General features: G+C 70.7%; 2 protein-coding genes. Both read left to right on the top strand.

Annotated elements, in window-relative coordinates:
• The first annotated feature begins 356 nt into the window (after window positions 1–356).
• Entirely contained in the window at window positions 357–18185 is a 17829-nt protein-coding gene (locus ON43_RS31530; RefSeq protein WP_051179509.1) for a non-ribosomal peptide synthase/polyketide synthase, read from the top strand.
• A partial coding sequence (locus tag ON43_RS31525; RefSeq protein WP_040813352.1) for a non-ribosomal peptide synthetase occupies window positions 18185–26871 on the top strand: 8687 nt, incomplete at its 3' end. The genes ON43_RS31530 and ON43_RS31525, both read left to right, overlap by 1 nt.

The raw sequence follows: 26871 nt of genomic DNA, 5'->3' as shown, positions 1-26871 counted from the left end.
CGTCCAACTTTTTTTCGGGAAAAAGTTCCTTTTTATTGTGTAAACGCCTAGTGTCCACATGCATGAACGGCATCCATGTGATGCAGGTGACAGTTGGAGGAGATCGGCAGCAGGACACCAGCGGATGCGATGACCCGGAGGCACTCGCATCCCGGCCGGCGAGCCAGTAGGCCCGGCCGCTTCGAGCACTAGTTGGATCACACGCGCGGCTGCGTCATTGCAGTGACCACCTGCGCATTCGTCGAATCACCCAGGGCGGTGCGAACTTTCGCGGCCTGGCGCGCTCTCGTACACGGGGCGCACCCCAGGTCTATTTCGCGATGCCCCGAAACCGTTGGTCGACATAGCAATTCGCAATGACATGGGAGGCTCTGGTGCAAGGTACGGACTCGACTGGTCTGCGACCCAGTGAAGTTCCGACGTCGGATATCTCAGCGCCATTTCCTCTCGGGCCCGCACAGATCGGGGTCTGGTACGCCCAGCTGCTGAACCCGGATGTGCCGTTGACCATGGCCCAGTACGTCGATATCGAGGGTGATTTCGATGTCGATCTGCTGCTGCGAGTCTCCGAGGACGGCGTGCCGATCTGGCGCTCCTCCCAGCTGCGCTTCACCGAGATCGACGGGCAGCCCCACCAGTACCTGGACCTGTCCGCGGGTCACAACACCACCCTGATGGACCTGCGCTCGGAATCGGATCCCGTTGCGGCGGCGCACGAATGGATGCGGACCCAGGTCGTCAAGCCGGTGGACGTGCTCACCGATACCGAAATGCTCTTCGCCCCCACCCTGATCCGGGTCGCCGATCAGCGCTGGTTCTGGTTCGTGATCGGTCACCACATCGTCGGCGACGGCTACGCGGCCATGAACACCATGCAGTGGTCCGCCCGCCGCTACACCGCGCTGCGGCGCGGCCTGGAGCCGGAGACGGTCAAGGTCGGCACGCTGCGCGAACTGGTCGAGTCGGAGTTCGCCTACCGCGAGAGCAGCCGGTTCCGGACCGACCGCGCGCACTGGGCCGAGCGCACCGCGGGCCTGGAGGGCGGCACCACCCTCAAGGGCCGCACGGCCCCGCCCCGCGCGGGCAATATGCGCTACGAGGCCCCGCTGCCCGAGCAGCTGCAGCGACGCGTCGAAGAAGTTGGCGCGCAGCATGATTCGGGTCTGCCCGGCGTGGTGGTGGCGGCCTTCGCGGCCTACCTGGCGCGGCTGACCGGCAAGGACGAGGCGGTGCTGAGCCTGCCGGTGACGGCGCGCACCACCGCGGTTATGCGGCGCTCGACGGGCATGCTGTCCAATATCGTGCCGCTGCGCATTCCGGTGCGCGAGGACACCACCTGGGGCGAGCTGCTGAAGTCGGCGCGCGTGGAGATCTCGGGCGCGCTGCGCCATCAGCGCTACCGGCACGAGGACATCCACCGCGATGCCGAGCAGCAGGGCAGCCCAGCCTCCCGGGGACTGTTCGGCCCGATGGTCAACATCATGCTGTTCCATCCCCACCTGGAGTTCGGGGATATCAAGGCGCGCCTGCACCTGCTGTCCTCGAGCCCGGTGGAGGACATGAGCCTCAACCTCTTCTACGGCGAGAACGACCGCATCCACCTCGATCTCGAGGTGAACCCGAATCTCTACTCGAGCGCCGAGACCATCCGGCATCACCGGCGTTTCGTGAACTTCCTGGAGCGGCTGGTCGGCCTGGACGCCGAGGCGGCGATCGCGGGGGTGGACGTCTGCACCGAGCTGGAACGCGATGTGGTGCTGCGGCTGTGGAACGACACCGCGTTCCCGCTCGACGCCGAGGCCACGCTGGTGTCGATGTTCGAGGATCGGGCGGCGCACACGCCGTCGGCCCCGGCCGTCCGGTTCGCCGGTGAGCCGGACCGCGATCTCAGCTACGGCGCGTTCGCGGAGCGGGTGAATCGCCTTGCCCGCCACCTGATCTCGCAGGGCGTGGGCCCGGAGTCGCTGGTCGCCCTGCACCTGCGCCGGTCGCCGGAGCTGGTGGTGGCCATGTACGCGGTGCAGGCCGCGGGCGCGGCCTACGTGCCGCTGGATCCGGACCATCCGGCCGAGCGCACCGCGCACATCCTGAAGACCGCCTCGCCCGCGCTGCTGCTGACCACCTCGGCCGACCGCATCGAAACCGACATCGCCGCACTGCATCTGGACGAGATGGGCGATGACGCGCTGGCCGCGTACTCGGCCGCGCCGGTGACCGACGCCGAGCGCTCGGCTCCGCTGCGCCCGGCCAATACCGCCTACGTCATCTTCACCTCGGGTTCCACCGGCCGCCCCAAGGGCGTGGCGGTCACCCACGCGGCGATCGTCAACCGCCTGGTGTGGATGCAGCGGACCTACGGCCTGTCCGAGACCGACGTGGTGCTGCAGAAGACGCCCGCCACCTTCGACGTGTCGGTGTGGGAGTTCTTCTGGCCCTTGCAGATCGGCGCGACACTGGTGCTCGCGCAGCCGGACGGCCACCGCGATCCGGCCTACCTGCGCGCGGTGATCGCCGAATATGGCGTCACCACAGCACATTTCGTACCGTCCATGCTGGATGCCTATGTGGCCGAGCTGGAGTCGAGCGGCGCCGACCGCTCCTCGCTGACCCGGGTGTTCGCCTCCGGTGAGGCGCTGCCCGCGTCCACCGCCCAGCGGCTGCGCGCCTTGACCGGCGCGGCCCTGCACAACCTCTACGGCCCCACCGAAGCTGCGGTCGATGTCACCTTCCACGAGGTGACGGCCGCGGACACCGTTTCCGTGCCGATCGGCGCACCGGTGTTCAATACCCGGCTGTACGTGCTCGACGCGCGTCTGCGGCCGGTTCCCGTGGGTACCCCGGGTGAGCTGTATCTGTCGGGGGTTCAGCTCGCCCGGGGCTACGTGACGCGACCGGGCCTGACGGCCGAGCGTTTCGTGGCCGATCCCTTCTCCGGGGTCGAGAACGGCGCCGGGAACGCGGGCGGCGCGCTCATGTACCGCACCGGCGATCTGGTCTGCTGGACCGACAACGGTGAGCTGGAGTACCTGGGCCGCACCGATTTCCAGGTGAAGCTGCGCGGCCTGCGCATCGAGCTGGGCGAGATCGAGGCCGTGCTGGCCGAGGTCGACGGCGTGTCCCGCGCGGTGGTGATCGTGCGCGACGAGCAGCTGGTCGCCTATGTGGTCGCGCCCGCCGAACTGGACGCCACCCGCTTGAAGGCCGCCGCGGCGCGGGCGCTGCCGGGCTATATGGTGCCGAGCGCGTACGTGGTGCTGGATGCCCTGCCGGTCAATGCCTCCGGCAAGCTGGACCGAGCCGCGCTGCCCGCGCCGGTGCGGACGGTGGCCCGCTTCGAGGCCCCGGAGACCGTCACCGAACGGGCCGTGGCCCGGGTGTTCGCCGAGGTGCTGGGCGCCGCGGCGGTCGGCCGCGCCGATGACTTCTTCGCCCTGGGCGGCAACAGCCTGATCGCCACCCAGGTGGCGTCGCGGCTGAACGCCGAGCTGGGCTGCCGGTTGACCGTGCGCGAAATGTTCAGCGCCACCTCGGTATCCGAGCTGGCGTCGGAGATCGACGCCCAGTTCCTGGACGCGGACGCGCAGGCCGGTAAGGCCGTCGCCCTGGTGCGCCGCGAGCGCCCGGAGGCGCTGCCGCTGTCCCCGGCTCAGCAGCGCATCTGGTTCCTCAATCGCTTCGACACCGCCAGCGCCGGCTACAACATGCCGTTCGTGGTGCGCCTGCGCGGCGAGGCCGACGAGGCGGCCATGGCGGCCGCGCTGACCGACGTGCTGGATCGGCACGAGGTGCTGCGCACCGTATTCCCCTCGACCGCGGCGGGTTTCGCGGTCCAGCGGGTGCTGCCCGTGGCGGAGGCGGCCGCGCCGGTGGTGCGCGAGCACGCCGACGCCGACGAACTGGACGCCCGGCTGCGCGCCTTCGCGGCCCGGGGTTTCGACCTGGAACGCGAGATCCCGTTCCGTGCACAGATGTTCACCGTCACCGGCGCGGTCGCCTCGGATTGCGGACTGGGCGGTCCGGTCTCGGTGGATGCCGCCGATCTCGACGTCCCCGAGTACGCCCTCGCCATCGTGCTGCACCACATCGCCGCCGACGGACTCTCGCTGCCGATCCTGGCCCGCGACCTGATCACCGCCTACCTCGCGCGCACCGAGGGCCGGGTCCCGGACTGGCGGCCGCTGCCCGTGCAGTACGCCGATTACACGCTGTGGCAGCGCGATCGCCTCGGCGCGGCCGAGGATCCGGACTCGCTGCTCTCGCGTCAGTTGGACTTCTGGCGGCAGACCCTGGCGGGCGCGCCGGACCTGCTGGAACTGCCCACCGACCGCCCGCGCCCCGCGCTGGCCACCGGGCGCGGCGCGAAGCTGGACCTCGACCTGCCCGCCGAGTTGCACGCGCGTATTTCGGAAACGGCTCGGGCCGAGGGTGTTTCGACCTTCATGCTGATCCACACCGTGCTGGCGATCCTGCTCGCGCGCCTGTCCGGTCAGCCCGACATCGTGATCGGCACCCCGGTCGGCGGCCGCGGCGCGCGCGAACTCGACGATCTGATCGGCATGTTCGTCAATACGCTGCCGCTGCGCACCGAGATCGACGGCACGCTCGGCTTCGGCGAGTTGGCGCGCCGGGTCCGCGACACCGATCTGGCCGCCTTCGCACACGCGGATGTCCCCTTCGAGCAACTCGTCGAGGTGCTGAATCCGCCCCGCTCGCAAGCCCGTCACCCGCTGTTCCAGGTGGCGCTGTCGTTCACCGCCACCGGAGACATCAGCCTCGAACTGCCCGGATTGCTTGCCACGACGGGTACCCTGGATACCGGAGTGACCAAATTCGACCTCTCGGTCGCGGTCACCGAAAGCTTCGCCGGTGCCGGTCCCGGGGAAGGTCCGGCACCGGCGGGGATCCACGCGGAGTTCGAATTCGCGGTGGATCTGTTCGATTCCGCCACCATCGAGGGTTTCGCGCGCCGTTTCACCCGGCTGCTCGAGGCGGTCACCGCCGATCCGTCCGTGCTCGTGGACGCGCTGCCGCTGCTGGCCGAGGCCGAATACGACGATCTGACAACCCGTTCCGGCGGCGCGGTACAGACCGTCCAGTTACTTCCGGAGATCATGGCGGCCGCCGCGGCCGCCGCGCCCGATCGCCTCGCGCTGGTCGAGGGCGATACCGAATTCACCTATGCCGAACTGGACGAAACGTCCAATCGCTTGGCGCGCTTGCTGATCGATCGCGGGCTGGGCACCGAGGATCTGGTGGCCGTCAGCCTGCCGCGTTCGGTGGAATACATCGTGGCGGTGTGGGCCATCGCCAAGACCGGCGCGGCCTGGGTGCCGGTCGATCCCGCCTTCCCGGCCGACCGCATCGACTACATCGTGCGCGACGCGGGTGCGAAGCTGGGCATGACGGTGAACTCCGTGCGTGACGCGCTGCCGGACACGCTGCCCTGGCTGCTTCTCGACGACGCCGGATTCACCGGCGCCTGCGCGGATTTCGCCGCCGACCCGATCACCGACGCGGACCGCGTGCGCCCGCTGCGCGCCGCGAACGTCGTGTACTCCATCTACACGTCCGGTTCGACCGGTCTGCCCAAGGGTGTGGTGGTCACCCACTCGGGTCTGGCCGGACTGGCCGAGGCGCAGTACGAGCGCTTCTCCGGTACCGCGGACGCCCGGGTCCTGCACGTGACCAGTTCCTCGTTCGACGTCTCGATCGGCGAGCTGCTGCTGGCCCTGCGCTCGGCGGCCACCCTGGTGGTCGCGCCGACGGGTGCGCACATCGGCGCGGAACTCGCCGAAGTGATTCGGACGCAGCGGGTTACCCACGTCTTCATGACGCCCTCGGGTGTCAGCACCATCGATCCGGCGGATGTGCCGACCCTGGCCCACGTCGCGGTCGGCGGCGAGGCGTTCTCGCCGGAGATGGTGCGCCGCTGGTCGCAGGCCGGGCGCGAATTCATCAACGCCTACGGCCCGACCGAGGCCACGGTGGTCGTGAACATCACCGGGCCGCTGTCGGCGGACAAGCCGGTGACCATCGGCCGCCTGGTGCCGGGCGCGCGGGAGTGGATTCTGGACGGCCGGCTGCGGCCGGTGCCGGTCGGCGCGGTCGGCGAACTGTACGTGGCGGGCAATCCGGTCACCCGCGGCTACCGCGACCGCGCGGCCCTGACCGCGGCCCGCTTCGTGGCCTGCCCGTGGTCGCCCGGTGAACGCATGTACCGCACCGGTGATCTGGTGCGCTGGACCGCCGACGGCGATGTGGAATACCTGGGCCGCAATGACACCCAGGTGAAGCTGCGCGGCTTCCGCATCGAACTCGGCGAGATCGAGGCGGCGCTGGCGGAACTGCCGCAGGTGCGCACCGCCGTGGTGACCATGCACTCCGATGCCGCGCGCGGTGATCAGCTGGTCGCCTACCTGGTGCCCGCCGCGGGCGAGGTGGATGTGGCCGAGGTGAAGACGGCTCTCGCGGGCCGGTTGGCCGCGTACATGATTCCGGCGGCCTTCACCGTCATGGATGCCTTCCCGATGACGGTCAACGGCAAGCTCGACTATCGCGCGCTGCCCGCGCCGGTCTTCGCCGCCCGCGAATTCCGCGCTCCCGCAACGCCGGTCGAGGAACTGGTGGCGAAGGTATTCGCCGAGGTGCTCGGCCTGGTCCCGGCCGAGGCCGCCGCGTCGCAGGCCACGACCGCGCCCGTCCGGACCGCCGCGCCCGGCATCGGCGCGGACGACGACTTCTTCGAGCTCGGCGGCAACTCGCTGGTCGCCACCCAGGTGGTGGCCCGGCTGGGCGCGGCCCTGGACACCCAGGTGCCGGTGCGCCTGCTGTTCGAGGCGTCCAGCGTCGCCGAACTGGCCGCGCGCCTGGGCGAATTGGCCGGAAAGGGCGGCCGGACGCCGCTGGTGGCGGGGGAGCGGCCCGACATCGTGCCGCTGTCCTACGCCCAGCAGCGCATGTGGTTCCTCAACCGCTTCGACAACAGCTCCATCGCCGACAACCTGGTCGCGGCCATCCGCCTGGACGGTCCGCTCGACGAGGCGGCGCTGGCCGCGGCCGTCACCGATGTGGTTGCGCGGCACGAGACTCTGCGCACCGTGTACCCGGCCATCGATGGTGTCGGACGTCAGCTGGTGCTGCCGGTCGAGGCGGCCGGTGTCGCGCTGGCCGCCGAGCAGGTCAGCGCCGAGGACCTGCAGTCGCGCATCTTCGACCTGGCGGTGCTGCCCTTCGCGGTCGACGAGCACGCCCCGGCCCGCCTGACCCTGCTGCGGGTCGCGCCCGAGACCCACGTGCTGGTGCTGGCCGTGCACCACATCGCCGCAGACGGCTGGTCCATCGCCCCGCTGACCCGGGATCTCATGCTGGCCTACGCTTCCCGCCGCGGCGGCGAGGCCCCGCAGTGGACGCCGCTGCCGGTCCAGTACTCCGACTACACGCTGTGGCAGCGTGACCTGCTGGGCAACGAGGAAGATCCGGAATCGCTGCTGGCCAATCAGATTCGCTTCTGGCGAGCCGAACTGTCCGGACAGCCCGAGACCTTGGACCTGCCCGGCGACCGTCCCCGCCCGGCCGTGGCGACCCGCCGGGGCGCGCAGTACCGCTTCTCGATCTCCGCCGAACGTCAGCTGGCGCTGCGTGAACTCGCCGAGGGTGAGCGCGCCACCGCGTTCATGGCGCTGCACGCGGCCTTCGCCACGCTGCTCGCGAAACTGTCCGGCACCGGCGACATTTCGATCGGCTCGGTCGTCGCGGGTCGCGGTGAGCAGGTCCTCGACGACCTGGTCGGCATGTTCGTCAATACCGTGGTGCTGCGCACCCAGGTGGCCCCGCACCGGTCCTTCCGGGAGCTGCTGGCCCAGGTGCGCGAGACCGATCTGCGCGCCCTCGCGCACGTGGACGTGCCCTTCGAGCGGCTGGTCGAGGTGCTCAACCCGATGCGCTCGCAGGCCCGCCACCCGCTGTTCCAGGTGGCCCTGGACCTGCAGAACACCACGCCCGCGACGCTGGAGCTGGACGGCCTGACGGCCACCCGCATCGATCTGGATCCCGGCATCGCCAAATTCGACCTGCAGCTGTCGCTGGTCGAGGACCACGCGACCGGTGCGTTGGACGCGGTATTCACCTACGCCACCGATATTTTCGACGAGGCCACCGTCGCCGCCTTCGCCCGGCGGCTGGATGTGGTGCTCGAGGCCGTCACCGCCAACCCGGACCGCCTGATCGGCGAGATCGACCTGCTCATCGGCGACGAGCGCGCCCGCGTGCTCATGTCCTGGAACGACACCGCCCACCGGATCGCCCCGGCGACCCTGGTGTCGCTGTTCGAGGCGCAGGCGCTGACCAGCCCCGATGCCCCGGCGCTGGAATTCGAGGGGACGACCCTGTCCTACGGCGAGTTCGCCGACCGGGTGCACCGGCTGGCGCGCAAGCTGGTCGAGACCGGAGTGACCGCGGAATCCCGTGTGGCGCTGGCCATCCGGCGCTCCACCGATCTGGTCGTCGGCATGTACGCGGTGCTGGCCGCCGGTGGCGCGTACGTGCCGATCGACCCGGATCAGCCGCGTCAGCGCATCCGGTACGTGCTCGACACGGCCGAGCCGGTCGCGGTGCTCACCACGGCCCGCGATGGTTTCACCGCCGAGGGTGACCTGCCGACCCTGCGGGTGGACACCCTCGATCTGAGCGACTACCCGGGCACTCCGCTGACCGACGCGGATCGCCCTGCGCCGCTGCGGGATTCGAACACCGCCTACGTGATCTTCACCTCCGGTTCGACCGGCCGCCCGAAGGGTGTGGCCATGCCCCACTCCGGCGTGGTCAACCGCCTGGTGTGGGGTCAGGCCCGCTACGGCCTGACCGCGGACGATGTCGTCCTGCAGAAGACGCCGGCCACCTTCGACGTTTCGGTGTGGGAGTTCTTCTGGCCCTTGCAGACCGGTGCGCGCCTGCTGCTGGCCGCGCCGGACGGCCACCGCGATCCGAAGTACCTGGCCGACCTCATCGCCGACCGCGGCGTGACGGTCGCGCATTTCGTGCCGTCCATGATGGCCGTGTTCGTGGCCGAACCGGCCGCGGCGCGGTGCACCGGGCTGCGGCAGGTGTTCTCCTCCGGCGAGGCGCTGCCCGCGCCGACCGCACAGAAGCTGCGCGAGCTGACCGGCGCGCGGCTGCACAACCTGTACGGCCCGACCGAGACCGCGGTCGAGATCACCTATCACGAGGTGGCCGAGGCGGATTCGGCGATCGTGCCGATCGGACGGCCGGTCTGGAATACCCGCGTCTATGTCCTCGATGCCCGCCTGAACCCGGTCGCGCCGGGTGTCGCGGGTGAGCTCTACCTGGCGGGCGAGCAGCTGGCCCGCGGCTACCTGGGCCGACCGGACCTGTCGGCGGACCGCTTCGTGGCCGACCCGTTCGGCACCGGCGGGCGCATGTATCGCACCGGTGACCTGGTCACCTGGACCGCCGACGGCGAGCTGAACTACTTGGGTCGCACCGACTTCCAGGTGAAGCTGCGTGGCCTGCGCATCGAGCTCGGCGAGATCGAGGCCGCACTGCTGGCCCAGCCGGGCGTCGCCCAGGCGGTCGCGCTGGTGCACGCCGACGCGCACGCCGGTGATCAGCTGGCCGGGTACCTGGTCCGGGAGCCGGGCGCGGTGCTCGACGCCGACGCGATCAAGGCGAACCTGGCGACCGCGCTGCCCGGCTACATGATCCCGGCCGCGCTGGTGGTGCTGGATGCCTTCCCGCTCAATGCCTCCGGCAAGCTGGACCGCACCGCGCTGCCCGCCCCGATCTTCGAGACGGCGGAATACGTCGCTCCCGAGACGGTGGCCCAGGAGGTCGTCGCGGGTGTGTTCGCGGATCTGCTCGGGGTCGAGCGGGTCGGCGCGAACGACGACTTCTTCGCCCGCGGCGGCAGCTCGCTGCTCGCGGCGCGCGCCATCGCCCGGGTGAGCGCGGCCCTGGACGCCGAGCTCTCGGTGCGCGAATTGTTCTACGCGCCAACGGTTGCCGGGCTGGCCGCGCTCGCCGAAGCGCGCTCGGGTGCGGGCACCCGCCTGCCGCTGATCGCGCGCCCGCGTCCGGCGCACATCCCGCTCTCGGACGCCCAGCGTCGCATCTGGTTCCTCAACCGGTACTACGCCGACGAGGGTGTCCCGGGACCCGGCGCGGCAGCCGACAATATCCCGCTCGTCCTGCGGGTATCGGGTGCATTGGATCCAGCAGTGCTGAATGCCGCACTGCACGAAGTGGTTTCGCGTCACGAGACCCTGCGCACCGTCTACCCCGACGGCCCGGAGGGCCCCGAGCAGCAGGTGCTGCCGACGGCCGATATCGCACTGACCGTCGCCGAGATCACCCCGGACGAGGTCGTCGACCGGGTCGCCGCCCTCATCGGCCAGTCCTTCGACCTGACCAGCGAAATCCCGCTGCGCGCCGCGTGTTTCACCCTCTCGGACACCGAGCACGTATTGGTCCTGGTGGTCCACCACATCAGCGCGGACGGATTCTCGCTGGGCCCGCTGGCCCTCGACTTCCTCACCGCCTACCAGGCCCGCCGCGAGGGCGGCGATCCCGCCTGGACGCCGCTGCCCGTGCAGTACGCCGACTACACGCTGTGGCAGGCCGAACGCCTCGGTGACGACACCGACGCCCGCACCGCCGCCCACAAGCAGCTCGAGTTCTGGCGGCAGCGCCTGGCCGATCTGCCCGACCTGCTGGAACTGCCCACGGACCACCCGCGTCCGGCCGTCACCACCCAGCGCGGCCGCGAATTCCGCGCGGTGATCGACGCCGAAACCCATGCGGGCCTGAAGGATCTGGCCCGCGCCGCGGACGCCACCCTGTTCAGCACCGTGCACGCGGCCCTGGCCGCCCTGCTGGCCCGGCTGTCCGGCTCCACCGATATCGCCATCGGCACCCCGGTGGCCGGTCGCGGTGAGCAGGCCCTCGACGGCCTGGTCGGCATGTTCGTCAACACCCTGGTGCTGCGCACGCAGGTCGATCCGCGCGCCGGATTCGACGTCGTCCTGAAGACGGTGCGCGAGAACGACATCGAGGCGCTCTCGCACCCGGACGTCCCGTTCGAGCGCCTGGTCGAGGTGCTGGCCCCGGCCCGCCTGGCCAACCGCCACCCGCTGTACCAGGTGGCGCTGTCCTTCCAGAATTACGACCTGCCCCCGCTGGAGCTGCCGGACCTGCGCGTCGCGCCGGAGCCGATCGATATCGCGGTGGCCAAGGTGGATCTGCAGTTCACCGTGGCGGAGACCTTCGACACCGAGGGCCGCCCGGCGGGCCTGACCGTCGACATCACCTATGCCACCGATCTTTTCGATGCCGCGAGCATCGAGCGGCTGGCCGAGCGCTTCGAGCGGGTGCTGGCCGCGGTGGTCGCCGATCCGGCCGTGGCCGTGCAGGCGCTGCCGCTGCTGTCGCCCGCCGAATACGCCGATCTGACCACCCGCTCCGGCGGTGCCGTCGAAACCGGCCGCCGCCTGCCGGATTTGCTGGCCGCCGCCGTAGCCGCGCGCCCGGACCACATCGCGCTGGTCGACGGCGGCCGGGAGCTCACCTACCGCGAGCTCGACTCGGTCTCGAACCGCCTGGCGCGCCTGCTGATCCAGCGCGGCCTCGGACCGGACGACATGGTCGCGGTCGCCATGCCGCGCTCGCTGGATTCGGTGCTGGCGGTGTGGTCGATCACCAAGGCGGGCGCGGGCTGGGTGCCGGTCGATCCGGCCCACCCGGACGACCGGATCCGCTACATGGTCTCGGATTCCGGTGTCGCACTGGGCCTGACGGTGCGCGCCGTCGCCGACGGACTGCCGGGCGACATTCCGTGGCTGGTGCTCGACGACTTCGAATTCCGCAGCGCCGCCGCCGAGTTCGACGACGCGGCGATCGGTGAGCAGGAGCGGGTGCGCCCGCTGCACGCCGACCACCTCGCCTACACCATCTACACCTCCGGTTCGACCGGCCTGCCCAAGGGCGTCATGGTTGCCCACCGCGGCCTGCCCGGCCTGGCCGCCGCCCAGACGACCCGCTACTTCGGCTCCCCCGAAGCCCGTGTCCTGCACGTCTCGTCGCCGTCGTTCGACATCTCGGTCGGCGAGCTGCTGTTCGCCGTCGACTCGGCCGCCACCCTGGTGGTGGCCCCGCCGGAGCAGGCGCTGGGCCACGAACTCTCGGATCTGATCCGCGCGCACCGGGTCACACACCTGGTCATGACCCCGTCCGTACTGGACACCATCGATCCGGCCGATACCCCGGACGTGCGCTTCGCCGCCACCGGTGGCGAGGCCGTCCCGGCCGAGCTGGTGCGCCGCTGGGCGGAAGCCGGTCGGCTGCTGGTGGACGCCTACGGTCCCACCGAGGCCACGGTCATCGTGAATTGCACTGCGCCACTCAGCGCTTCGGATCCCGTCACCATCGGTACGCCGCTGGCCGGTGTCCGGGAATGGGTGCTCGACGCCCGGCTGCGGCCGGTGCCGGTCGGCGCGGTCGGCGAGCTGTACGTGGCGAGCGCGCAGCTGGCGCGCGGCTACCGCGGCCGGGGCGCGCTCACCGCCGATCGCTTCGTGGCCTGCCCCTGGGCCCCGGGCGAGCGCATGTACCGCACCGGCGACCTGGTGCGCTGGACCGCCGCCGGCGATGTGGAATACCTGGGCCGCAACGACTCCCAGGTGAAGGTCCGCGGCTACCGGATCGAGCTGGGCGAGATCGAGGCCGCACTGGCCGCGCATCCGTCGGTGCGCCGGGCAGTGGTGGTCGTGCACTCCGATCAGCTGGTCGCCTACCTGGAGCCCGAAGCCGAAGGCCTGGACCTGGATTCGGTGCGTGCGGAGATCACCGGCCGCCTGGCCGCCTACATGGTTCCGGCCGCCTTCACGGTGCTCGAGTCCATGCCCATGACGGTCAACGGCAAGCTCGACTACCGGGCCTTGCCCGCGCCGGTCTTCGAGGGCAATGCCTACCGCCGCCCGGCCACCCCGGCTGAGGAACTGGTCGCGGGCGTGTTCGCCGAACTGCTCGGCGTGACCTCGGTCGGTGCGGACGACGACTTCTTCGCCCTGGGCGGCAGCTCGCTGGTCGCGGCCAAAGCCGCTGCGCGCCTGGGCTCCGTCTTCGAGACCACGGTCGGCGTGCGTGCGCTGTTCGAGGCCCCGACGGTCGCCGCGCTGGCGGCCCGGATCGCCGCGGGCACCGGCGAGGCGCAGCGGCCCGCGCTGATCGCCGGTGAACGCCCCGAGCGGCTGCCGCTGTCCCCGGCCCAGCAGCGCATGTGGTTCATCAACCGCTTCGATCGCGCCTCGACGGCCTACAACGTGCCCATCGCCCTGCGGCTTTCGGGCGAGCTGAACGTCGAGGCCCTGACCGCGGCGTTCGCGGACGTGCTGACCCGGCACGAGACGCTGCGCACCGTATACCCGGAGACCCCGCAGGGTCCCGCCCAGGTCATTCTGCCCGCAGCACAGGCGGTCTCGGTCTTGCGCACCGGCCAGGTCACCGAGACCGAACTGCCGGTGCGGGTCCGCGAGATCCTCACCACCACCTTCGACGTCACCACCGAGGTCCCGATCCGGGTGGAGCTGCTGCACCTGGTGGACGCCGACGGCAACACCACCGGAGAGCACGTGCTCGCCGGTGTGCTGCACCATATTTCGGCCGACGGCTCATCGGTGGTCCCGCTGGTGCGCGACCTCATGGTGGCCTACCACGCGCGGCTGGCCGGCGCCGAGCCGTCGTGGCAGCCCCTGAGCGTGCAGTACGCCGACTACGCGCTGTGGCAGCACGCCATGCTCGGCTCCGAGGACGACGCCGAATCGGTCGCCGCCACTCAGCTCGGCTACTGGCGTATCGCCCTGGCCGGACTGCCGGACCAGCTGGACCTGCCCACCGACCACCCGCGTCCGGCCCGACAGAGCCTGCGCGGCAACTACATTCGGCTCCCACTCGACGCCGCGCTGCACGCCCGCCTGACCGAACTGGGCCGCGCCAATGGCGCGACCCTGTTCATGGTCGTGCACGCCGCCTTCAGCGCCCTGCTGGCGCGGCTGTCCGGCACCGACGACATCGCGGTCGGCACCCCGATCGCGGGCCGCGGCGACCGGGCCCTGGACGACGTGATCGGCATGTTCGTCAACACGCTGGTACTGCGCACCCGCACCGACGCGGCCGAATCCTTCACCGATCTGCTGGCGCGGGTGCGGACCGCCGACATCGCGGCCTTCTCGCACGCAGACGTGCCGTTCGAGCGGCTGGTGGAGGTGCTCAATCCGGCGCGTTCGACCGCCCGGCACCCGCTCATGCAGGTGGGCCTGTCCTTCCAGAACCACGAGCGCGCCGAGCTGGCGCTGCCCGGCCTGACCGTGTCCGAGATCGAATTCGACACCCACGTGGCGCAATTCGACCTGCACCTGTTCGCGGTGGACGATTACGCCGAGTCCGGCGCGCCCGCCGGGCTGGGCCTCACCCTCGGCTACGCCACCGACCTGTTCACCGACGCCACCGCGCAGCGCATCCTGGCCGCCCTGGCCCGGCTGCTGGAAGCCGTTGCCGCCCAGCCCGACACGGCGATCGGCGATATCGACCTGCTGGGCGCGGGCCTGCGCCAGCGCATGCTGCACGACTGGAACGCGACCGCCCGGCAGAGCGAATCCGCAACCCTCGCGGACCTGGTCGACGCTCAGGTCGCGGCCACCCCGGGCGCGATTGCCCTGATCGACGGCGAAACCACGCTCACCTACAGCGAATTCGATGCCCGGGTGAACCGCCTGGCCCGCCGCCTGATCGCGGCGGGCGTCGGCCCGGAAACCGGTGTGGTCCTGGCCATGCGCCGCGGCATCGATCTCGTGGTCGCCATGTACGCGGTGGTCAAGGCGGGCGGCGCGTACGTGCCGATCGATCCCGACCACCCGGCCGACCGCATCGCCTACATCGTCGAAACCGCAGGGCCGGCAGTAATTCTCACGACGTCGGCCGACGGCGTGCCGTTCACCTCCGACGTGCCGGTGCTCACGGTCGATGCCCTCGACCTGAGCAACTACCCGGCCGCTCCGGTGACCGATGCCGACCGCATTGCGCCCCTGCGGGATTCGAACACCGCCTACGCCATCTTCACCTCCGGCTCGACCGGCCTGCCCAAGGGCGTGGCGGTACCGCACGCCGCCATCGTCAACCAGTTGCGCTGGCTGCGTGAAACCTTCGAGCTGGGTGCGAGCGACCGCACGCTGCTCAAGACCCCCGCCACCTTCGACCTGTCGGTGTGGGAGTTCTGGTCCGCGCTGACCACCGGCGGCGCGCTGGTGGTGTCCGCCGTGGGCGACGAGCGCGATCCGGATCGCCTGCGCGAGCTGATCGAGACCCACGCCGTCACGGTCCTGCACCCCGTGCCCTCGCTGCTGGGCATGCTGCTGGCGGGCGGCCCACTGCCCGCGTCGGTGCGCGCGGTGCTGGCCATCGGTGAGGCGCTGCCCGCCGCGACGGCCGCCGACTTCCTCGACAGGCACGAGAAGTCGGGTGGCGCACGGCTGTTCAACCTCTACGGCCCCACCGAGACCGCCGTCTCGATCACCTCCTACGAGGTCCGCGAGCGGCACCGGCAGGCCGTGCCCATCGGCGCGCCCGCCTGGAACAGCCGGGTGTACGTGCTCGACGCCCGCCTGCAGCCGGTTCCGATCGGCGTGCCCGGCGAGCTGTACCTGTCCGGTGCGCAGCTGGCCCGCGGCTACCACGGCCGTCCGGCGCTGACCGCCGACCGCTTCGTGGCCGATCCCTTTGCGGGCGGCCGTATGTACCGCACCGGCGATATCGTGCGCTGGCGCGAGGACGGCACCCTGGAATACGTCGATCGCGCGGACTTCCAGGTCAAGATCGGTGGCTTCCGCATCGAGCTGGGCGAGGTGGAGACGGTCCTGCGGCGGGCAGCCGGCGTCACCGCCGCGGTGGCCATCGCCCACAACTCCGACGCGGGGGCGCGACTGGTCGCCTACGCCGCGATGCCCGGCATCGCCGACGACCGCCGCGATCAGGTCTCGGCCGAACTCCGCGCCGCCCTCGTCGCCGAACTGCCCAAGTACATGGTCCCGTCGGCCCTGGTCATCCTGGATGCCCTGCCGCTCAACGCCAATGGCAAGGTGGACCGCGCCCGCCTCCCCGAACCGGTCTTCGCGGTCGCGGCCTACCGCGAGCCGGTCACCGCCCTCGAGCGCACCGTCGCGGCGGGCTTCGCCGAGGTCCTCGGCGCGACCGAGTCGACCCTCATCGGCCTCGACACCGATTTCTTCGCCCTGGGCGGCAATTCGCTCATGGCGACCCGCCTGGCCGCCCGGCTGGGCTCGGATCTCGGTGTGCGCGTGCCGGTCTCGGCCCTGTTCGAGGCCCCGACGGCGGGCGGCCTGGCGGCCTGGATCGCCACCGCCGACCGCTCCGAGCTGCTGCCCGCGCTGACCCGCCGCACCGAGACCGGCCCGGCCCCGCTGTCGCTGGCCCAGCAGCGCATGTGGGTGCTCAACCGCCTGCATCCGGAATCGGGTGCGTACAACGTGCCCGCCGCGGTCCGGCTCACCGGCGAGCTCGACCCGGCCGTGCTCACCGCCGCGCTGCGGGATGTGCTGGAGCGCCACGAGATTCTGCGCACCCGCTATCCCGAGGTGGACGGCGAGCCTGTCCAGGTGGTCCTGGCCCTCGGCGAGCTCGACGGTGCCCTGACCCCGATCCCGGTGTCCGAGAACGACCTTCCGGCCCGACTGCTGGAGACCGTCACGGCTGGTTTCGACGTCACGATCGCACCGCCGGTCCGGGTCCAGCTGTTCCAGCTCGCCCCCACCGAGCACGTCCTGCTGGTGGTCCTGCACCACATCAGCTCCGACGGTTACTCGGCGCTGCCCATGACCCGGGACCTGTTGGTGGCCTACACCTCTCGCCTGGCCGGTGCCGCCCCCGCCTGGGCCCCGCTCGAGATCCAGTACGGCGATTTCGCCGCCTGGCAGCGCGCGGTGCTGGGCTCCGACACCGACCCGGACAGCCTGCAGTCCCGGCAGCTGCGCTTCTGGGTGGACGAATTGCGTTCGGCTCCCGAGCAGTTGGCGCTCCCGACCGATCGTCCCCGTCCGGCCCGTCGCGAGATGCTCGGCGAGACCATCGCTTTCGAGGTGGACGCCGACACCGTCGAACGGCTCTCCGCGCTGGCCCGTGAGCACGGTGCGACCCTGTTCACCACCGTGCACGCCGCCTTCGCGGTGCTGCTGTCGAAGCTGTCCGGCCAGCGCGACATCTCGATCGGCGTCCCCGTCGCCGGCCGCGGTGAACGGGCCCTGGACGACCTGATCGGCATGTTCGTCAACACCGTGGTGCTGCGCACCGAGATCGACGGCAAGCTCGCCTTCACCGAGCTGCTGCGGCAGGTGCGCGACCGCGATCTGGCCGCCTTCGACCACGGCGACGTGCCGTTCGAGCGGGTGGTGGAGGCCGTGCTGGCCGCCGCCGGCCGCGCCCGCTCGGCCTCGACGAACCCGTTGTTCCAGGTGGCCTTCGCCTTCCAGAACATGACGCCGGTCTCGGCGTCGCTGCCTGGCCTCACGGTCGAGGTGCTCGAACCCGAGTTCACCGAGGCCAAGTTCGATCTCCAGCTCACCGCGCTGGAGGTCCGCGACGACGCCGGACAGGTCACCGGCCTGGACATGCGATTCGTCTACGCCACCGACATTTTCGGCAAGGATTCGGTGCACCTGCTGGCCCAGCGACTGCTGCTGGTGCTGAAGGCCATCGCCGCCGACCCCGAAGCGCCGGTGCGCGCCATCGATATCCGGACCGCGTCGGAGCGCGGCCGCCGACCGGGGGCGGCCCAGGCCGAACCCATTGCCCCGCAACCGCAATCAACCGACCTGCCCACCCTGATCGCCGCCGCCGCGGCGATCGAGCCGGACGCGGTCGCGCTGACCCACGCGGAGCACACGGTCACCTACCGGGATCTCGCCGAGAAGATCGCCGTCACCGCCCGTGCCCTGGGCGCCGCCGCAAAGCCGGAGGCCCTGGTCAACGTGGCACTCGCCGGACTGGTGCCCGGCATTCTGGCCGCCCTCGGCGCGGCCGGACTCCACCAGACCCTGAGCACGCTCACCGCGGACGCGCAGGCGCTGGTTCTTCGCTCGGACAGCACGTCGGAAGGAAGCCTCTGATGCACTACGCAGAGTCGATCGCTACCAGCCGAACCGGCCGGGTCACGGCCCTACGCCGCGCCTACGGCGTGGGCGACCTACCTTGCCTGATCGGTGTGGTGGCCGAGTTGGAACCCGACCGCGTCGCCCTACGGTATGCCGGGGAAACCGTCACCTACCGGGCCCTCGCCGCCGAGATCGGCATGCTCGGCGAGGCCATGGGCGGCGCGCTGGAACCCGAGGCGCTCATGCAGGTCGTGGTGTCCGGGCAGCTGCCGGGGCTCCTCAACGAGGAGGGTGGGCTCACCGCCACATTGGAGGCGCTGGTCGACGACGCCGTGCTCGCCGCCTCCGACGTGCTCGACCCGAAGCTGGCCCCGGTCGAGACGCTGACCACCCAGTTCCGCGCCCAGGTCCAGCGCACCCCGGACGCGGTGGCGCTGGAATTCGAGGGCGAGACCCTCACCTACGCCGAATTCGCCACCCGGGTAACGGTTCTCGCCCGGCACCTGCGCGGCCTGGGCGTCGGCCCCGACGTGCTGGTGGGCCTGGCGGTGCGGCGCTCCTTCGAGCTGCTGGTCGGCATGTTCGCCATTCACGAGGCGGGCGGCGCGTACGTGCCCATCGATCCGGATCACCCGGCCGAGCGCATCGCCTACGTGCTCGAGGTCGCGCAGCCGGCGGTGGTGCTCACCACCACCGCCGATCAAACCGACTTCGGCCTCGACATCCCGGTGCTGCGGGTCGACGAATTCGAGCGCACCGCAAAGGAACTCGGCATCGACGGCAACCGGGTGCTCTCCCCGGCCGACGATCCCGAACTCGAGCAGCCCGGGCCGGACAACCTGGCCTACGTCATCTTCACCTCGGGTTCCACCGGCCGGCCCAAGGGCGTGGCCATCCCGCACCGCGCGGTCATCGCCTTCCTGCGCTGGCAGCAGCGTCAGTTCCGGCTGACCGACGAGGACGCCACGCTGTTCAAGACCAGCACCACCTTCGACGCGTCGGTGTGGGAGATCTTCTGGCCCCTGCACACCGGAGCCCGGGTGGTGGTCGCCTCCCCGCAGGGGCATCTGGATCCGGCCTACCTGCTCGCGACCATCCGCGAATCCCGGGTCACCACCACGTTCTTCGTGACCCAGATGCTCGCGGCGCTGCTGGCCGAGGTGGTGCGCAGCGGGGAGGACATGCCCGACTCCCTGCGCTACCTGCTGACCGGCGGCGAGACCGTGCCCGTGAGCATCGCCGCTGACTTCCGCAGCGTCAGCGGCGCGACGCTCTTCGACGTGTACGGCCCCACCGAGTCCACCGTGCTGGCCACCGCCCACGAGGTCACCGCCGCCGATATCGACTCCATCCCGATCGGCAGCCCCGGCGACGATGTCGAGGTGCTGGTGCTCGACGAGGACCTGCGCCCCGTGCCCGCCGGTGTGGTCGGCGAGCTGTACATCGCGGGACCTCAACTCGCACGCGGCTATCTCGGTCGTGCGGCGCTCACCGCCGAACGCTTCGTGGCCAATCCCGAAGGCCCGTCGGGCGATCGGATGTACCGCACCGGCGATCTGGTGCGCTGGGTGTCCATCGACGGCGGCCCGGATGAGCTGGAATACGTGGGCCGCAGTGACTTTCAGGTGAAGATGCGCGGCCTTCGCATCGAACTCGGCGAGGTGGAGTCGGCGCTGCGCCGCCACCGCGCGGTCGCCCAGGCCGTGGTGGTCATGCACACCCGCCCGAACGGCGAGCAGGCGCTGGTCGGCTACGTGACCGCCGCCGAGGGCCACGAAATCGACACCGCCGAGGTGCTTTCCGAGGCGCGCTCGCACGTGCCGGAGTACATGGTGCCCTCGGTGCTGGTGCCCATGGTCGAACTGCCGCTCAATGTGAACGGCAAGGTGGATCGGCGCGCCCTGCCCGAACCGGTGTTCGCCGATACGACCGCCGCCTATCGCGCGCCCGCCACGCCCGCCGAGGAGGCGGTCGCGGCCATCTTCGCCGATCTGCTCGATCTCGCGGTGGTCGGCGCGGACGACGACTTCTTCGTCATCGGCGGCAACTCGCTCATCGCCACCCGGGCCATCGCCCGCATCCGGGAGACGCTGGGCGTCACCGTCGACGTGCGCGACTTCTTCGAGTGCCCAACGGTTTCCGCACTGGCGGCACTCCAGGACGCGCAGGGTCCCGTCGCCCGGCCACCCCTGGTCGCGGGCCCGCGCCCGGAGCACATTCCGCTCTCGCCCGCCCAGCAGCGCATGTGGTTCCTCAACCACTACGCGCGCAGCGAATACGATCCGGCCACCGACGAATTCGACCCCTCGGCCGTGGACAACATGCCCTTCGCGCTGCGCCTGCGGGGCGAACTCGACACCGACGCGCTGGCCGCCGCCTTCGCCGACGTGATCGACCGCCACGAATCGCTGCGCACCTACTACCCGGCCACCGAGCAGGGCCCCTCCCAGGTGGTGCTGCCCGCCGCGGCCGTGGACCTCACCCCGCGCGAGGTGCCCGAGGATCAGCTGACCGCGACCGTACTCACTTTGGCCGCACAGGGATTCGACGTCACCGCCGAGGTGCCGCTGCGCGCCCGCCTGCTGCGTTCCGGCCCCGGCGATCACACGCTGGTGGTGGTGGCCCATCACATCGCCGCCGACGGCGCCTCCATCGGACCGCTGGTGCGCGACCTGGTCATGGCCTACATGGCGCGGCAGGCCGGGCAGCGCCCGCAGTACGAGCCGCTGGCCGTCCAGTACGCCGATTACGCGCTGTGGCAGCGGGCCTGGATGGGCGACGAATCCGATCCGGAGTCGGTGTCGGCCCGTCAGATCGCCTTCTGGGCACGCGAACTCGCGGAGTTGCCCGCCCAGCTGGATCTGCCCGCCGACCGTCCGCGTCCGGCCGTCTCCAGCGGCCGGGGCGCGACCTTCGAAACCGTTCTCGACGCGGACCTGCGGGCCGCGGTCGACCGGTTGGCCGCCGAGCACCGCGCCACCCCGTTCATGGTGCTGCACGCCGCGCTGGCCGCGGTGCTGGCCCGGCTGTCGGGCACCGCCGATATCGCCATCGGCACCCCGGTCGCCGGACGCGGTGATCAGGCGCTGGACGAGCTGGTCGGCATGTTCGTCAACACCCTGGTGCTGCGGTCGCAGGTGCGGGGCGGCGGCACCTTCGCCGAGCTGATCTCCCATGTGCGCGACCGGGATCTGCGCGCCTTCGCCCATCGTGACGTGCCCTTCGAGCGCCTGGTCGAGGTGCTCAACCCGGCCCGCGCCCGCAACCGCCACCCGCTGTTCCAGGTGGCGCTGTTCATGCAGAACCTGGGCGAGCTCAGCGCCTCGCTGCCCGGGCTCAGCGCCGAGCAGCTGGCCTTCGATCCGGGCATCGCCAAGTTCGACCTGCAGCTGACCGTGGTCGGCGACGGCGATGCCTACCGCGTCGAATACACCTACGCCACCGACCTTTTCGACGACCACACGGTGCGCGAGTTCGCCGCCAAGTTCACCCGCCTGCTCACCGCCGCCACCGCGGACGCCGCGGTCCCGGTCGGCGATATCGAACTGCTCGACGCCGGGGAATACGACTACGTCACCTCGAGCTGGAACGCCACCGGGGCCCGCGTTCCGGATCTGTTCCTGCACCAGGGATTCGACGCACAGGCCGCGCGCACCCCCAACGCCCGCGCCCTCGTCTTCGGCGACACCGAACTGACCTACGCCGAGTTCTCCGAGCGGGCGAACCGGCTGGCCCGCTACCTGATCGCGCAGGGCGTCGGCCCGGAATCGCTCGTCGTCCTCGCCATGGCCCGCTCGGTCGAGCTGGTGGTCGCCATGTACGCCGTGCTGCGCGCCGGCGGCGCGTACGTGCCGGTGGACCCCGCCCATCCGGCCGAGCGCATCGGCCACATTCTCACCACCGCCGGACCGCACTCGGTGCTGACCACCCGGCGAGACGGCTTCACACTGCCCGAAACCGTCACTGTCCCACTGCATCACCTGGACGAACTGGACCTCGACGGCTACCCGGCCGCCAAGATCGCCGACCGCGAGCGGCTCGGTGTGCTGCACCCCGAGCACCCCGCCTACGTGCTGTTCACCTCGGGCTCCACAGGCAAGCCCAAGGGTGTGGCCGTGACCCACCGCGCCATCGCCAATCAGCTGGCCTGGATGCAGGCCGAATACGGTGTGCGCAACCAGGACGTCTACCTGCAGAAGACCGCCACCACCTTCGATGTCTCGCTGTGGGGCTACTTCCTGCCGCTGCGCGCGGGCGCGACACTCGTGGTCGCGAGCCCCGACGGGCACCGCGATGCGCGCTACATCGCCGAAACCATCGCGCGGCACCGGGTCACGCTGACCGACTTCGTGCCCTCCATGCTCGCGGTGTTCGCCGCGCACGCCGAGGCGGGCGAACTCGATTCGCTGCGTGAGGTTTTCGTCATCGGCGAAGCCCTCCCGCCGGAGACGGTCACCGCCTTCTGGGCCGTCAGCGACGCCGGGGTGCACAACCTGTACGGGCCCACCGAGGCCGCGGTGTCCATCACCTTCCGCGAGGCGCACCGCTCCGACAGCCTCACGGTGCCGATCGGCGAGCCGGAGTGGAACTCCCAGGTCTTCGTGCTGGATTCCCGCCTGCACCCGGTCGCCATCGGCGTGCCCGGTGAGCTGTACCTGGCCGGGACCCAGCTGGCCCGCGGCTACCACGGCCGGGTCGACCTCACGTCGGACCGCTTCTTGGCCAACCCGTTCGGGCGGCCCGGCGAGCGCATGTACCGCACCGGCGACCTGGTCAAGTGGACCGAGGATGGCGAGCTGGTCTACCTGGACCGCCTGGACTTCCAGATCAAGTTCCGCGGTCAGCGCATCGAGCTGGCCGAGATCGAGAGTGCGCTGCTGGCCGGGGATGTCGCTCAGGCCGCGGTCCAGCTGGTCAAGGGCGAGGCAGGGGATTACCTGGCCGGATATGTGGTCGCGAAGCCGAACACCGATATCGACCTGGATGCCCTGCGCGAGCAGGCGGCCCGCGTCCTCCCGTCCTACATGATGCCCACGGCCCTCATGGCCCTGCCCGAGCTGCCGCTCAACGCCAGCGGCAAGCTCGACCGCAAGGCGCTGCCCGTTCCGGAACTGCGCGCCAAGGACTTCCGCAGCCCGGTCGACGCCGCGCAGCGACTGGTGGCGGAGGTCTTCGCCGAGGTTCTGGGTGCCGAGCGGGTCGGCCTCGATGACGACTTCTTCGCCCTCGGCGGCAGCTCGCTCGACGCCGCCCGCGTCACCGCACGGCTCGGTGCCGAACTGGGCAGCCGCGTGCCCGTCCGCGTTCTCTTCGAAGCCTCCACCGTCGAGGGCCTGGCCGCCTTGCTGGTCGAGACGAATCCGGATGCCGCGCGCCCCACGCTGGCCGCGCGGCCGCGCCCCGAGCGCATTCCGCTCTCGCCCGCCCAGCAGCGACTGTGGTTCCTCAACCGGATCGAGGCCGAGGGCGGCGAGCGCAGCGTCTACAACCTGCCCATCGTCCTGCGGCTGCGCGGAGACCTGGATATCGCGGCCCTCGAACAGGCAGCCATGGACGTGCTGGCCCGCCACGAATCCCTGCGCACTACCTACCCGGACTCGGAATCCGGGCCTTACCAAGACATTCTGGATGTGGCGGACATCGGGCTGAGCCTCAGCCCGATGCCCGCCACCGCCACCGAGATGCCGGGAACGATCGCCGCTTTCGCCGCCGCGGGGTTCGACGTGAGCCGCGAACTTCCCTCTCGCATCGGTTTGTTCATTGTCGATGAGCACAGCGTGGTGGACGACGAGTCCACTGAAACCGCTGAATACGTACTGGCCGTCGTCGTGCACCACATCGCCGCCGACGCCCTCTCCCTGCAGCCGCTCATCGCGGATCTCATGCGGGCCTACACCGCCCGGCTGGCAGGCGCGGAACCCGGCTGGGAACCCCTGGCCGTGCAGTACGCCGACTACAGCCTCTGGCAGCACGAATTGCTCGGTGACGCAGCCGATCCCGGCAGCCTGGGATACCGGCAGCTCGACTTCTGGCGCGAGACCCTCGCGGGCTTGCCCCCGCAGCTGGCCCTGCCCACCGACCGCCCCCGTCCCGCCGTGCCCACCAATGCCGGTGCGTCCGTTCCGTTCTCGGTCGACGCGACCGTCGCCGCCGGACTGCGGGAGCTGGCGCGCACCCACGGCGTCACCATGTTCATGGTCGTGCACGCCGCCTTCGCCGCCCTGCTGGCGCGCAGCACCGGCACCGGCGATATCGCCGTCGGCTCGCCGATCGGTGGTCGCGGCGAGCGCGAACTCGACGCCCTGATCGGCATGTTCGTCAACACGCTCGTCCTGCGCAGCCGGGTCGAGCCGGGCCAGTCGTTCGCCGATCTGCTGGCACAGACCCGTTCCACCGACGTGGCCGCGTTCGCCAACGCCGAGCTCCCCTTCGAGCGCATCGTCGACGCCCTGGCCGTGGACCGCACCACCGGCGCGCCCCCGCTCGCCCAGGTGATGCTGACCTTCACCGACGCCGTCCGCATGAGCGATGCGGACACCTTCGCCCTGCCCGGCCTCACGGTGTCGCCGGTCGAAATCGACGACCCCACCGTGAAATTCGACCTGCACCTGGTCGTGGGCGATCAGGGAGCCGACGCCGGGCTGACCGGCAACCTGCGCTACGCCACCGAACTCTTCGACGCCGCCACCGCCGAGGCCCTGGCCGAGCGTTTCGGCCGGGTGCTCGCGGCCGTGGCCGCCGACGCCACGGTCGGCATCGGCGATATCGAACTCCTCGACGCCGACGAGCGCGACCGAATCCTGCACGAGTGGAACGACACCGCGGCCACCCTGCCGCACGACGTCACCCTGGCCTCGCTGTTCGACGCCCAGGTGGCGCGCACGCCCGAAGCGACCGCGCTCAGCTTCGAGGGGACGACTCTGTCCTATGCCGAGTTCGCTGTCCGCGTGCGGCGGCTCGCCCGCTGGCTCATCGCCGAGGGCGTCGGCCCGGATTCCTTCGTGGCGCTGGGCATGCGGCGCTCGATCGATCTGCTGGTCGGCATGTACGCCGTCACCGTCGCCGGTGCCGCCTATGTTCCGCTCGACCCGGACCATCCGGCCGAGCGCACCGAGTACATCCTCGAGACCGCCGACCCGGTCACCGTGCTGACCTCCGGTGAAGACCTGCTGATGGATGTCGCGCAGGTGCGCATCGATCTGCTGGATCTCACCGGGATCTCCGACGAACCGCTCACCGACGCGGATCGCAGTGCGCCGCTGCGTTCTTCGAACAATGCCTACGTCATCTTCACCTCCGGTTCGACCGGCCGCCCGAAGGGTGTGGCGGTGCCGCACTCGGCCATCGTCAACCGTCTCGTGTGGATGCAGGCCGAGTACCGGCTGACCGCCGACGACATCGTGCTGCAGAAGACCCCGGCCACCTTCGACGTGTCGGTGTGGGAGTTCTTCTGGCCCTTGCAGATCGGCGCGAAGCTGGTCATCGCCCGGCCGGAGGCGCACCGCGATCCGGCCCAGCTCGCCGAACTCATTGCCCGCGAGGGCGTCACGGTCACCCACTTCGTGCCGTCCATGCTGTCCGTCTTCGTGGCGGAAGCAGCCGCCGCGCGCTGCACCAGCCTGCGCATGGTCTTCGCCTCCGGCGAGGCGCTCGCCCCGAAGCCCGCGCATCGACTACGCGCGCTCACCGGAAGCGAGCTGCACAACCTCTACGGCCCCACCGAGGCCGCGGTCGACGTGACCTACCACGAGGTCGTCGACGCCGACGTCGACACCGTTCCGATCGGCCGCCCGGTCTTCAATACCCGGCTCTACGTGCTGGATTCGCGCCTGCGTCCCGTCCCCGCCGGTATCGCGGGTGAGCTGTACCTGGCCGGTGATCAGCTCGCGACCAGCTATATCGCTCGCCCCGACCTGACCGCGGATCGCTTCGTGGCCAACCCGTTCGGTGATGCCGAGCGCATGTACCGCACGGGCGACCTGGTCAAGTGGACCGCCGACGGTGAACTGGAATACCTGGGCCGCACCGACTTCCAGGTGAAGCTGCGCGGCCTGCGCATCGAACTGGGCGAGATCGAAGCTGCTCTGACCGCACTCGACTCCATCGCCCAGGCGGCGGTGCTCGTGCGCGGCAGCGATCCGCAGCTGGTCGCCTACCTGGTTCCGGCACCGGGCGCGGAACTGCTCATGCCGGCGGTGAAAACCGCTCTTGCACAGCTCCTTCCGTCCTACATGGTGCCCGCGGTGTACATGTCGCTGGACGCCCTGCCGCTCAATGCCTCCGGCAAGCTGGATCGCGCCGCCCTGCCCGCGCCCACCTCCGCCACCTCTGCCTTCCGCGCCCCCACCGGCCCCGAGGAGCGCATCGTCGCCGAGGTCTTCGCCTCCTTGCTCGGCGTCGAGCGCGCCGGCGCGGACGACGACTTCTTCGCCCTCGGCGGCAACTCGCTCATCGCCACCCAGCTGGTGGCGCGCCTGGGCAAGGCCGCCGGCGTGCGGATTCCGTTGCGCGCGGTGTTCGACGACGCCACCGTCGCCGGGCTGGCCGCCCGCATCGCCGCGGCCGATGCCGAGTCCGTGGTGGAGCTGCCGCCGGTCGTCGCGCAGCAGCGCGGCGAGCGCATCCCGCTGTCCATCGCCCAGCAGCGCATGTGGTTCCTCAACCGCTTCGACATTCGCGACGGCTACACCATTCCGTTCGC

The organism is Nocardia concava NBRC 100430, assembly GCF_000308815.1.
GTDB classification, from domain to species: domain Bacteria; phylum Actinomycetota; class Actinomycetes; order Mycobacteriales; family Mycobacteriaceae; genus Nocardia; species Nocardia concava.
This window is presented reverse-complemented; position numbering and strand designations above follow the sequence as displayed.

Bases quoted from the DNA above. Each gene is read 5' to 3' on its own strand.
- ON43_RS31530 (WP_051179509.1), top strand. From the start codon at position 357: ATGACATGGGAGGCTCTGGTGCAAGGTACGGACTCGACTGGTCTGCGA.